General features: G+C 35.9%; 15 protein-coding genes and 1 tRNA gene. 3 read left to right on the top strand and 13 right to left on the bottom strand.

What is annotated here, in order from left to right; translation table 11 throughout:
• Window positions 1-189 precede the first annotated feature (189 nt).
• From rplL to rplK, 4 genes are all read right to left on the bottom strand, one after another.
• Complete coding sequence (rplL, locus tag PSA_RS03600) at window positions 190-552, bottom strand: 50S ribosomal protein L7/L12 (protein WP_042150071.1); 363 nt, start codon at window positions 550-552, stop codon at window positions 190-192.
• Window positions 553-655: 103 nt separating this feature from the next.
• On the bottom strand, window positions 656-1150 hold the full coding sequence (gene rplJ / locus PSA_RS03595) for a 50S ribosomal protein L10 (RefSeq protein ID WP_042150068.1): 495 nt from the start codon (window positions 1148-1150) through the stop codon (window positions 656-658).
• Window positions 1151-1500: 350 nt separating this feature from the next.
• On the bottom strand, window positions 1501-2205 hold the full coding sequence (rplA, locus tag PSA_RS03590) for a 50S ribosomal protein L1 (protein WP_042150066.1): 705 nt from the start codon (window positions 2203-2205) through the stop codon (window positions 1501-1503).
• A gap of 4 nt (window positions 2206-2209) precedes the next feature.
• Window positions 2210-2638, bottom strand: a complete 429-nt coding sequence (gene rplK, locus PSA_RS03585) for a 50S ribosomal protein L11 (protein WP_042150064.1) — start codon at window positions 2636-2638, stop codon at window positions 2210-2212.
• 349 nt (window positions 2639-2987) lie between these two features.
• Here rplK and PSA_RS03580 point away from each other — a divergent pair, with 349 nt between their 5' ends.
• Window positions 2988-3227, top strand: coding sequence for a hypothetical protein (locus PSA_RS03580; RefSeq protein WP_042150062.1), 240 nt, complete (start codon window positions 2988-2990; stop codon window positions 3225-3227).
• 467 nt (window positions 3228-3694) lie between these two features.
• Here PSA_RS03580 and nusG read toward each other — a convergent pair whose 3' ends face one another.
• From nusG to PSA_RS03565, 3 genes are all read right to left on the bottom strand, one after another.
• Window positions 3695-4252, bottom strand: a complete 558-nt coding sequence (gene nusG / locus PSA_RS03575) for a transcription termination/antitermination protein NusG (RefSeq protein WP_042150060.1) — start codon at window positions 4250-4252, stop codon at window positions 3695-3697.
• A 4-nt stretch (window positions 4253-4256) separates the two neighbouring features.
• Complete coding sequence (secE, locus tag PSA_RS03570) at window positions 4257-4634, bottom strand: preprotein translocase subunit SecE (protein WP_042150058.1); 378 nt, start codon at window positions 4632-4634, stop codon at window positions 4257-4259.
• Between the two features lie 120 nt (window positions 4635-4754).
• Window positions 4755-4831: transfer RNA gene (locus tag PSA_RS03565), tRNA-Trp, on the bottom strand.
• 322 nt (window positions 4832-5153) lie between these two features.
• On the opposite strand from PSA_RS03565, the gene PSA_RS03560 reads away from it, so the two are divergent.
• A complete protein-coding gene (locus PSA_RS03560) occupies window positions 5154-5930 on the top strand; it encodes a hypothetical protein (RefSeq protein ID WP_042150056.1) in 777 nt (258 codons plus the stop codon).
• 99 nt (window positions 5931-6029) lie between these two features.
• On the top strand, window positions 6030-6446 hold the full coding sequence (locus tag PSA_RS03555) for a DUF4440 domain-containing protein (protein ID WP_042150054.1): 417 nt from the start codon (window positions 6030-6032) through the stop codon (window positions 6444-6446).
• Between the two features lie 152 nt (window positions 6447-6598).
• Here the strand turns inward: PSA_RS03555 and PSA_RS03550 are convergent, their stop codons facing one another.
• The 6 genes from PSA_RS03550 to gspJ are packed head-to-tail and all read right to left on the bottom strand — an operon-like array spanning window position 6599 to window position 11369.
• Window positions 6599-7222, bottom strand: a complete 624-nt coding sequence (locus tag PSA_RS03550; RefSeq protein WP_042150052.1) for a YecA family protein — start codon at window positions 7220-7222, stop codon at window positions 6599-6601.
• A gap of 53 nt (window positions 7223-7275) precedes the next feature.
• Window positions 7276-8055 carry a type II secretion system protein N gene (locus PSA_RS03545; protein ID WP_231665215.1) on the bottom strand — a complete coding sequence of 260 codons (780 nt, stop codon included), beginning with the start codon at window positions 8053-8055 and terminating at the stop codon, window positions 7276-7278.
• A gap of 2 nt (window positions 8056-8057) precedes the next feature.
• Window positions 8058-8528, bottom strand: coding sequence for a type II secretion system protein GspM (gene gspM, locus PSA_RS03540; RefSeq protein ID WP_042150050.1), 471 nt, complete (start codon window positions 8526-8528; stop codon window positions 8058-8060).
• A gap of 16 nt (window positions 8529-8544) precedes the next feature.
• Window positions 8545-9768, bottom strand: a complete 1224-nt coding sequence (gspL, locus tag PSA_RS03535; RefSeq protein WP_042150048.1) for a type II secretion system protein GspL — start codon at window positions 9766-9768, stop codon at window positions 8545-8547.
• Window positions 9761-10750 carry a type II secretion system minor pseudopilin GspK gene (gspK, locus tag PSA_RS03530; protein WP_042150046.1) on the bottom strand — a complete coding sequence of 330 codons (990 nt, stop codon included), beginning with the start codon at window positions 10748-10750 and terminating at the stop codon, window positions 9761-9763. The genes gspL and gspK overlap by 8 nt, the downstream gene beginning before the upstream one ends.
• Entirely contained in the window at window positions 10740-11369 is a 630-nt protein-coding gene (gene gspJ, locus PSA_RS03525) for a type II secretion system minor pseudopilin GspJ (RefSeq protein ID WP_127924202.1), read from the bottom strand. Before gspJ ends, gspK begins: the two co-directional genes overlap by 11 nt.

Raw genomic sequence — 11369 nt, 5'->3', positions numbered from 1 at the left:
GCGATTAATGCCATATTTTTTACTACATATTGTGTGTTTGCACACTTTGATTTAATTGTAAAAAACAATATAAATCATAGAGGGCAAAATGCGCTGCAGTGCAAAACACTACAGCGCAAAAAGGCTGATGATTAAAAAACCATCAGCCCGTGCCTAATAAATTAGGCAGATAACCTAGCAAAAGCCAGATTATTTAATTTCAATTGTTGCACCGATAGCTTCAAGATCAGTCTTAAGTGCTTCAGCTTCTTCTTTAGTAACACCTTCTTTAAGTGCAACTGGAGCAGATTCAACCATAGCTTTAGCTTCTTTAAGGCCAAGACCTGTAGCGCCACGAACAGCTTTGATTGCAGCAACTTTGTTAGCACCAAAAGATGCTAAAACAACGTCAAACTCAGTTTTCTCTTCAGCAGCTTCAGCAGCTGGACCAGCAACCATTGCAGCAGCAGCAGTTACACCGAATTTTTCTTCCATTGCTTCAACAAGAGCAACAACATCCATTACAGACATTTCTGCAATAGCATCAAGGATTTGGTCTTTAGATACAGACATTTCAAATTTCCTAATAATATGAACTATTATTTACAATAAATAATGTTCTAAAAAAATATTTTACACCAATAAAAACAATCTAAACTTATAGGATTCTATAAGATTATGCAGATTGCTCTTCTTTTTGTACACGTACTGCTTCAATTGTTTTACACAATTTACCGGCAGACGCTTCTTTCATAGCGCTCATTAAGCGTGCAACTGCTTCATCGTATGTAGGCAATGTAGCCAACATAGCAACGTCTACAACGTTACCTTCAAAAGCGGCCAATTTAAGCTCAAAATGTTCATTTTTCTTCGCGAAATCTGAGAAGATACGCGCTGCAGCACCAGGGTGCTCGCTAGAAAAAGCAACTAAGCTTGGACCAACTAAAGAATCGTTAAGACACTCAAATTCAGTTCCTTCGATAGCACGTTTAGCAAGAGTGTTACGAACAACTTTCATCCATACACCAGCTTCACGAGCTTCTTTACGAAGGGCTGTAATAGCGTCAACAGGTACACCACGAGAATCTGCAACTACTGCAGATAGAGCACCACTAGCGGCTTCGCTGACTTCAGCAACAATCGCTTTTTTGCCTTCAAAGTTTAAGGCCATGGGTGTGACTCCTGGTTCTTGGAAAACTTAAATTAAGTTCTCCGATTTACTCATCCTAAATATCACAATAATATTTAGGTGCTTTTTACGGCGAGAGCCAGAAGATTAGGAAAAATCTATCTGGGGTTCTACACCATCTACGTAGGAAATTAAGCTTTTATTACGAATAATAAATAACACCTACGGTCTTGGACGGAAGTTTTAATTAATAAATAATCAAAACTTCAACCCGAATTTGTTATTTATTGAAAAATTTAGCTTTATTTTAAATAAAACATTTCTTCAATAAAGTGGCGCAGAATTATAGCTTAAATTATGCGCCAAGTATACAGTAATAGCTAATTTAAAAATTAAGCTACAACAGTATTAAGTGTACCCTGATCAACAGTTACACCAGCACCCATAGTCGTAGAGATAGTTACTTTCTTCAAGTAAACACCTTTAGCTTGAGCAGGCTTAGCCTTCTTAAGCGCAACGATTAGTGCTTCTAGGTTACCTTGAAGCTGTGCAGCATCAAAAGAAACCTTACCGATAGTAGTATGGATGATACCATTCTTATCATTACGGTAACGAACCTGACCCGCTTTCGCGTTTTTAACTGCTTCAGCAACATTTGGAGTTACAGTACCAGTTTTAGGGTTAGGCATCAGGCCACGTGGACCTAAGATTTGACCAAGTTGACCAACAACGCGCATTGCATCTGGAGAAGCAACAACAACGTCAAAGTTCATTTCGCCTTTTTTCACTTGCTCAGCAAGATCTTCCATACCTACAAGCTCAGCGCCAGCTTCTTTTGCAGCTTCAGCGTTTGCGCCTTGAGTAAATACAGCAACACGTACATCACGACCAGTACCGTGTGGTAGCACAGAAGCGCCACGAACGTTTTGGTCAGATTTACGAGCGTCGATACCAAGGTTAACAGCAACGTCAACACTTTCTACGAACTTAGCAGTAGCTAACTCTTTTAAAAGTGCAACAGCTTCATTGATATCATATTCTTTAGTAACTTCCACTTTTTCGCGGATATTACGCATACGTTTAGTAAGTTTAGCCATCTGATTAACCCTCTACGTTCAAGCCCATTGCACGTGCAGAACCTGCAATTGTGCGTACACCAGCGTCCATATCAGCAGCTGTTAAATCAGCTTGCTTGATAGTAACGATTTCTTCTAGTTGTGCACGTGTTACTGTGCCACACTTTTCAGTGTTAGGACGACCTGAACCAGATTTGATTCCAGCAGCTTTCTTAAGTAAGTAAGCAGCAGGTGGAGTTTTCATATCGAACGTGAAAGAACGATCTGAATATACAGAAATGATAACTGGAACTGGAGCGCCTTTTTCTAAAGACTCTGTACGAGCATTAAAGCCTTTACAGAATTCCATGATGTTAACACCGTGCTGACCTAGTGCAGGACCAACTGGTGGACTAGGGTTAGCCATACCAGCAGCTACTTGTAGCTTGATTACAGCTTCAACTTTCTTAGCCATTATAAATACCTCGATTGTGGGTCTTAGCCTAGTGCGCGTGAGGACGCGTACTCAAACGGCTTCCCGTGTTTTACAAAAATTTTAATTCATGCTTTTTATTAGAGATTTAGCTAATTAATAACTAGCCCAATAACAAAAGGCCGCTGATTATAGTTTAATCAGCTCTCGTGATCAATATTTAATTAATATGAATTTTGAAAGTAGAGATAGTAAGAAATATCACAGCTTTTTTACCCATATGAAGACACGGAAATTTAAAAAACTCACATATTAAATATTTTCTTTATTGTTCAGTTTTGATTCAAAGAAAGAAATATATACTTGTTGCATTATTTAAAGGAGAGTTTAAATGAAAAAATCAATTATCACGTTATTAGTCTCTCCTATATTAACGGCCAGCTTACCGATGTCGGTAATGGCTTCACCTAATGACAGAAATAACAATGCGGGTACAGACAAAATAACAGAGGCGATAACCGTGGCGACCGTCAAGATAATCGCGGTGACAACAGAGGTGATAGACAAAATAATTACCAACACAACAACAGATATAAAACTCCGCCATATCATAAAAATACACTTGTCGTAGTTACACCCCGTAAACGTGTATATCACAATTTGACAGAATATCATCCTAACCCTTCTAAAAACATTTTAAAGATTTCCTTTGTGATCAATGCGCCCTATATTTAATCGCGCTGCAATTGATACGTAATCAAACTAATCACTTAAAGGCATCACCTCTAGATCGATTTTCACTATTTGAGATCTAATTTAAATCAGTTTTTTAATGTTTAAATTACCCTCTATTTAGGTATTGGTATTGGTATTGGTATTGGTATTGGTATTGGTATTGGTATTGGTATTGGTATTGGTATTGGTATTGGTATTGGTATTGGTAAAGCAGGTTAATGTCATCAGTCTGATGAGCACAAGCGAAAATAAAAAGTAAAATTTAAAATATAAAATATATTACAAAGTAGTAGGTATTAATCTATAGGATCAAAAAAGCACAGCTAATGCTGTGCTTTTTAAAATAATAAAAGCGTGCTTTTATTATTTATCTGTTTCTACTTGGCTAAATTCAAGTTCAACAGGCGTTGAACGACCAAATATAAGAACAGAAACTTTTACGCGACATTTGTCATAATCTACTTCTTCAACAACACCGTTGAAGTCAGCAAATGGACCATCAATAACACGTACAACTTCACCAGGTTCAAACATAGTAGCTTGCTTAGGTGAATCTGCATTTTCTTCTAAACGGTTAAGAATCTTATCAGCTTCTCTTTGGCTGATTGGTGCAGGACGTTCTTTTGTACCACCAATAAAGCCCATAACACGTTCTGTACCTTTCACTAAATGCCAACTAGCATCAGTCATAGCCATTTTAACTAAAACGTATCCAGGGAAAAACTTACGTTCTGAGCGGCGTTTTTGACCAGCGCGCATCTCAACAACTTCTTCCGTAGGTACTAGTACTTCTTCAAAAAGGTCTTCTAAACCTTCTTGTTTGATATGTTCTTCTATAGTCAGTTTTACACGCTTTTCATAGCCTGAAAAAGCTTGAACTACATACCAACGAAATTTTAATTCTTTATTCTCATCCGTCATAGGATCAGATCTCCAAGCCAGTTAAAAAGCCAACAACTCTAAATAAAATACCATCAAGACCCCAAAGGATTAATGCCATTACAACTGTTGCTATCATTACGATGATTGTTGTATGAATTGCTTCTTGGCGTGTTGGCCACACCACTTTACGCACTTCTAATTTAGCTTCTTTTGAAAAAACAATGAAATCTTGTCCTTTCTGAGTTTGTGATGCAATCCCCATTGCAGCAGCTACAGCAGCAACTACGCCAATCGCACGTATCAATACTGATAGATCTTCTAACATGTAGTTTCCAACCACAGCACCGCCAAGCAGAGCAAAGGTTAAAATCCACTTAATAGGATCCATCGAACTAGACGGGGTTTCCACTTTAGTGCTCATAATTATTTACCTTAATAACAGACACAACAACCCTGCACGCTGGCAGGGTAATTCCTTTAAATCTAAACTTAATAACGTGCTATTAAAAACCGGCTATTAAGTTCAGACTGGTTTAATAAATGGCAGGGGCGGAGAGACTCGAACTCCCAACCATCGGTTTTGGAGACCGCTGTTCTACCAATTGGAACTACGCCCCTGCAAAGTGGATTGACATTATACTGAGGAAGCATGTGAAAACAAGAGTAAAAGATGATCAAGTTGCTTTTTATATGTAATTATTATTAAAAACTTCGATTTTAACCCATCTTTAGGCTAGAAAAATCGAGTATAACCTACTTATGTAGTTATATTTACCATCCTAAACAGCTAATATCTCTCATTGCTCATTATTTATTAAGCATATTTAAACTACTCATCAATTTTTCTTGAATACGCCTTTCTACACTTTTTTACTTTATAGTGAATGACTTAACAAAGGCAAGTCCCTAAAATAATACTAAACCACAACAAGGAAGTATTATGCGCCTACTTAGCTTGACCTCTATCGCATTGTTAATGAGCTTTAACAGCTCGGCACAAGACACCACTTACCATCAATTTGATATTGGGTTTTCTGATATTAGAGATTTTGATGATAGATTTTTTGGTATGCGATACAGGTTTTATTTTGAAGATCTTATCAAAAAAGATGGTCCACATAAGTTAATACCTTATTTGAATCAAATCGATTCTATCTCAGTCTCCGGTTTTAGTATCGATGATGTTGATCATTTGGCTATTCAAGGCGAAAAATTCCTTGAAGATGACTTAATAGTCAGTGGCTATATCAAATATATACAAGACGTCACTTTTTATGGCAATGAAAAATTTTACGAAACTGCTGTTACTTTAGGTAAAAAGTTAACTGATACACTGCAAGTTGGTATCAGCGTTTTTTACAATTATGAAAAAGAATATGACTCATATCATTCTTCTTCAAATAGTGAATTTACTGTAGGACCCTATGTCAGATGGACTAACATTGAACAAAATCAAGGCTGGGATTTAGAGCTAAAACAATACTCAGGTAAAGAAGAGTATATCCAAACCCAAGCTGCTTATTATATCAATAAACAATGGAGCATTTCTCTTTCTTCAAGTATTGAAATGGATGATTTTGATAATAACAATGTAGAACTTCAAACCGAATACTGGTTTGGCGATCTGGCTTCAATTCGCTTTGGGTTAGGTACTAGATTAGGTGATGATAATAACGATATAAAATCAGCTACTTTGTTGGTCAGTACACGTTTTTAATGTTGTATGACTTTAATCTTAAAATAACTGTTTACTTATCTATATATCAAGTTAATCTGACTGTATATTTTATCCACATAATTAAATAAAAATGCAACTATGAAAAAATTAATTTTAATAAGCCTTATATTTATAAGTCAGCTTGCTAATGCCAGTACAGGTAAAGAAGATATTTTAAAAGTAATGGCAATGCAGCAAGATGCATGGAACCAAGGTGATATTAAGCAATATATGCAAGGTTATTGGCAATCAGAAGAATTAAAATTTGTTGGTAAGAATGGCATTAAATATGGGTGGCAAAATACGTTAAAAAACTACATTAAGACGTATCCTGATAAAGCAACCATGGGTCAATTAACATTTGATGTACTAGAAGTAAACGTCAATGAAGATTCTGCATTTGTTTTAGGTAAGTGGTCTTTACAAAGAAAAGCCGATAACCCAAATGGTTATTATTCGCTGTATTGGAAAAAAATTAACAATGAATGGCGTATTGTTATAGATCACAGTAGCTAATACCATTTCCGTTAATTAACTGGTCACTTAACTATCGAAATTAGTTTAAATTAGTAGGCAGGGCTTCAGCCGCGAGAAACTTTATCTCACTTGTTACATTACAAAGCGGAGCATATGCTCCGCTTTGTAATGTTCTGTTCTAAGATTGGTGATTACTCATTCCAACCCTCGTCATTAAATAAACCACTACTTACAGCCATAGACTCAACTATCTCAGCAAAGCCTATAGCGAAGTCAGGCATCAATTCAAACATTTGTTGGCTCATAGTTTCTAAATGCATATTTTGCTCTTGAGCTTGTTGCTGTGCGCTTGATTCATTAGCAAAAAAGCTTAAACAACTAATCGCCATAGCAAAAGCAGATCTCAGTTCGTTATCAATATTCTCACAATTGAGCAAATCGCCGGCATAACCTACACCACGCGCAAACCCCTTACTCCAATTGTGCAATGCGCTGTCATGTGTAAAATTAACAGCGACATTATCATCAACAATCAGTGATTTAGGAAGTTGATATCCGGTTTCAAATATATCTGTGCTCAGATGATTATAAAGTGCCATAAGTGCAAATAATTTATCATCTGATAGTGTTGATAAATCACCTGCTAGCACTTCATTTAACCAAACTTCATCTTCAACAGGTGCAGGTGCACAAATAAGTGCAAACAGAAAACCTTCAACACAGGGTAAATTCATCGCCTTAGCTGAAGTTTCATCCCCACTTAACCACTGGGCTAATAAATTTAATTCTGTTTCTGTTAAGTTAAGTTCTTGCAAGTATCACCTTTATCTCATTTTTTAAATTTTTAACCTTAATTCAGGTTATATCATTATAAACTTACTTTATAACGGCCCTGAGGATCAGGTCGGCCTAAAAATTTAACCGCATCATGTACATCTTTTGGCATATTCGCTTTTGGTTTTATAAAACCATCAACTGTTAATTTATTTTTTGCAGCTAATACAATATCAAGCTGTAAACCTAAGTCATTTTCTTTATTAACCGCAAATGTAATATTGCCAGATTTACACTTTCCTTTAGCTGCAATCTCATCAATCGCAAACCAACCTGATAACCCTTGAATTTGTAATTGTTGCGTTGATATATCTGCATTTAACGCTTTACAATAAGGTTGGCCTAATTGATATTCTTTAACTTTTACTGTCACACGACCTTTAGCATTAATAGGCAAAGGTAGGTTAGCTTGCGCCATTAGTTGTGTAATAGGTGCTCGTAAATTAGCATTAGTCACGGTAAGCTCGTTTGATAATAAACCAAACTTAATATTGCCTTTACCTGAATATTCTTCTTTTTGACGAATATTACCAAACTTTATATCTGCGACTAAATTTGCTGTGAGCAATGAAGTTGCACTAAGTGTCCAGCTTAATTTATTTAATAACTGTGTTTGATTTCTATCTTTAAACTGCACCTGCGATACTGAACCTTGCCAAATTGAACCAGATACAGCTCCTAAACTAAGTTGTTTGGGTAAATAAGGTTTAGCAAACGATACAGCTACATTTGCAGGCATTAGATGCAAAACAAAAATAAAAAATGTGATTAAGAATACTAAGGTTAAACCAATTGTTTTTTTTATATTTTTCATTATTACTTCTCTAAAACCAAGCTACTAACTTTAACGTAACCTGTATTATCATCTTTACTCATATCAATTTTTACAATCGTGATCTGATGTTTTTCAACTAATAATGTTAGCCAATCAATTAACTTATTAAACTCTACACTTTCTACAGTTAACCTAAGTGTATTGTCTTTTGGTTGCATTTTACTGATAGAGATCTGATATTTATTACGCGTACTATTAACAACCTGACTTAAACTTCCTGAACTCATGCTTGCTTTAGGATTCGCTTGTTTAATTTTTGCGATACTAGAGCGCATCCAAACAGATAAATCTTGTTGTTTTTTTAACTCTTTTGATGATGTCTCTATCGCATTATTTAAAGGACGCCAAATTCCCATCACAAATACAAAAAGTACAAAAATACCGCCAGCGATCATTAACAGTTTTTGTTCTTGCTCTTTAAGTGATTGCCAATATTCCAACATTGCTTTCATATTCTATTCTCCTGGCTCACGACTGGCGTTTAATTTTAACTTCACCAACAACATTATCACCATCATTATTAAGCGACCCTTGAGATACTTCTAAACCTTGATTTTCTAAGATAGACTTAACCTTGCCAAATGTTTGAAAGTCTTTGCCTTTCGCTCTTAATCTTATTTCATTGCGCTTTTGATCATAACGGAATGAGTCTGGCTCAAAATTATCGACCTCTTTAAATACGATCACCAAATCATTCATAAGCTCTAAGAAACCAGCATCACTACCACCCTCGACTTGCTTTAAACGATTGCTGAGCTGTTTTTTAATTAAGTGCGGGCGCACTTTTGTACCTGGAAAAGCCGACTTATATTGGTCAATTACATTTTGCTTAGCTAAGTTAGCTTGTTGATCTAGTTGATAAGCCTGAAACCCCTTTAAACCTAAGGTTAACAACAAAGCGATTGATGCAGCAATTGCTGGCGCACGCCACGCAGGTCTTACTACATTTTTTTGTTTCTTAACCTGATAATCCCCTTGCAGTAAATTAAAAGGATTATGAGTTAATTGCTTTGCAAATATAGCTAAAGGTAAATCAAATTTTGACTCATCAGACGCCAAATTTAAATTGCTAATCTCACTTAACTGCTCACTTGGGCTGAAGTGAACTAAAGTCTCAATATTAGCAGCGTCTATATAAACACTTAACCATTGAGGTTCAACTTGCGCAATTTGCCATTCATTTGTTTTAACAAGCCAATTATCATCTAATGAGATCGCAGGCGCTTTATCAGCTTCAAATGGTAATAATAAGGCATCAGGGATCACTTTTTGTGGTGAAAGCCCATAACCAGATAAACATTCAAGCCAAGCCTCAAACCACGCCTTATTTAAGATAGCAACTTTAATACCATGCTTTGTTTCTTCGTTTTGAATCTCTTGGAAAGGCTCATCTATAGCGATGAATAAATCATCTAAATCACACGCTAACTCATCCTCAATAATATAAGGCAAAGCTTGTTGTAATTTACGATTCCATTTAGCGGGTAATATTACTTTTTTTAATTGCACATCAGATGCAGGTAACAAAGCCACTAACTGACGACTATCAGCCTTATCAGTTAAGCTCGCTAACTCACTAGCATTTGCTAATTCACCACTGGCTATAATTTCTTGTTCTGCATCAGAGAAAATTAGCCAATGTAATTTATCTGTTTGCTTATGACCTAAACGTATTATTAGAGTTTCACTCATCTACGTCGCCTCCAAATTTACGAGCCAATATACTGACTTTATTATCTTTTATTTTCATCGTAGAAGTCATTTTAAATCGACTATCTGCAAATGTTGTCTTTGCTACCAGTTGGAAATACTCACTATTTACAACAAACTGTTTATTATCTTTTTTTAATTTCTTAGCTAACTTTTCATTCGCATCACTAATAAACTTATCTAAATCAGTCCAACCTTCAGGTTCTCTTTCAGAAATAATTTGATTAGCAGTGTCAGTATCTGTATCTAATAATGCAGCTAACAAACTTGCTTGCTCTGCCAAGATTGTATTTACATTAATTTCAAATAAATCTGTTCCAGGAATAATGCATACATAAGGTAATAATCTTTCAACAATTAAAGGGTTAAAACCTTTGATTGTACGTAACTCTGATATAGAAGCTAAAAAATGATTGGCTGTTAAGTAAGGTATTTCACGAGATAAATATTCATCTTCTTCAGCGCCTTCTGGTCTACGGTTATTATCTTCATCAATCCAATCTAATAAAGCATCTGCAAGCTCTTCTTGAGAGTTTTCTATTGGTAGGGTGTCCTCTTCATCCAGCTTTTCTAATAACCTTAAAAAAACACCATGTACTTCAGGTACTTTATCAGCTGAACCATTTTCAGGTTTAGCCCTAAATGCATTTAAATTTAAACAACCTTGCAAATCTGAAATTTTACCGCTGATCGTGCCACCATCAACTGGAAAAGTCGCTTCTTCTTGCGCCCAAGCTTGTTTTAAATGAACAACTTTATCATCATCTTTTTTGGTTTGAATTAATGCCTGCTTAGCTAATGCCTCTGCTGCATAACCATACCATTTTGCTTGTTGGTGCTCTTGTAAAATACTATTTTTATTAACAAGTACCATCATACGAGAACTCATTTCAACAGCTAAAGTTGCCGCTAGCGCAACAACAAATAATACTATGATTAGCGCTGCACCTGAGTTATTTTTCATCTTCAACAACTCCCGAACCTGGCACTAAAAACACTCTTGTGAACGGCTCAATATCTTTTAGCTTCAATTCAATTTTTACAGCTCTTGGCAATGACTTTTCTTTCCACGCTTCTAGCCATTTATCTTTATCATTGCGGTATGTCAGCACAAAATCTTCTACATTTTCCATCAAAACATGACTACGAGACTTTGTATCATCTAAGCTATCAATATAAACTTTATATATGCGCTCTAACTTATCATCAACAACTCGATAGCCTATTGCTTGAAGCTCACTGCGAGGTAATAAGTTAGCTGGGTTTCGCCAGCCATCTCTTACAAATGCGACACCATCATATTGACTGTTCATCAAATATCGTCCAGCAATTAAATATTGCTCCACACGTTCACCCGACTCATTTCGCCCCATACGTTTAGTTATTTGACTGAAATCTTGATCCATTAATCTAAATGTTGCTTGCAAGGCATTCAGCTCTGCAATTGTTTGTTCAGAGGTTTCACTTGTGCGAATGGCGGTATCTAAAATTTGATGACTTGCAACAACAATAAAACCTAAAATCCCTAAAGCAACCATAACTTCTAGTAAGGTAAAACCGACTTGTTTTGAATATGACTTCAA

Source organism: Pseudoalteromonas sp. '520P1 No. 423', from assembly GCF_001269985.1.
GTDB lineage: Bacteria > Pseudomonadota > Gammaproteobacteria > Enterobacterales > Alteromonadaceae > Pseudoalteromonas.
This window is presented reverse-complemented; position numbering and strand designations above follow the sequence as displayed.

Bases quoted from the DNA above. Each gene is read 5' to 3' on its own strand.
- rplL (WP_042150071.1), bottom strand. From the start codon at position 552: ATGTCTGTATCTAAAGACCAAATCCTTGATGCTATTGCAGAAATGTCT.
- rplJ (WP_042150068.1), bottom strand. From the start codon at position 1,150: ATGGCCTTAAACTTTGAAGGCAAAAAAGCGATTGTTGCTGAAGTCAGC.
- rplA (WP_042150066.1), bottom strand. From the start codon at position 2,205: ATGGCTAAACTTACTAAACGTATGCGTAATATCCGCGAAAAAGTGGAA.
- rplK (WP_042150064.1), bottom strand. From the start codon at position 2,638: ATGGCTAAGAAAGTTGAAGCTGTAATCAAGCTACAAGTAGCTGCTGGT.
- PSA_RS03580 (WP_042150062.1), top strand. From the start codon at position 2,988: ATGAAAAAATCAATTATCACGTTATTAGTCTCTCCTATATTAACGGCC.
- nusG (WP_042150060.1), bottom strand. From the start codon at position 4,252: ATGACGGATGAGAATAAAGAATTAAAATTTCGTTGGTATGTAGTTCAA.
- secE (WP_042150058.1), bottom strand. From the start codon at position 4,634: ATGAGCACTAAAGTGGAAACCCCGTCTAGTTCGATGGATCCTATTAAG.
- PSA_RS03560 (WP_042150056.1), top strand. From the start codon at position 5,154: ATGCGCCTACTTAGCTTGACCTCTATCGCATTGTTAATGAGCTTTAAC.
- PSA_RS03555 (WP_042150054.1), top strand. From the start codon at position 6,030: ATGAAAAAATTAATTTTAATAAGCCTTATATTTATAAGTCAGCTTGCT.
- PSA_RS03545 (WP_231665215.1), bottom strand. From the start codon at position 8,055: ATGAAAAATATAAAAAAAACAATTGGTTTAACCTTAGTATTCTTAATC.
- gspM (WP_042150050.1), bottom strand. From the start codon at position 8,528: ATGAAAGCAATGTTGGAATATTGGCAATCACTTAAAGAGCAAGAACAA.
- gspL (WP_042150048.1), bottom strand. From the start codon at position 9,768: ATGAGTGAAACTCTAATAATACGTTTAGGTCATAAGCAAACAGATAAA.
- gspK (WP_042150046.1), bottom strand. From the start codon at position 10,750: ATGAAAAATAACTCAGGTGCAGCGCTAATCATAGTATTATTTGTTGTT.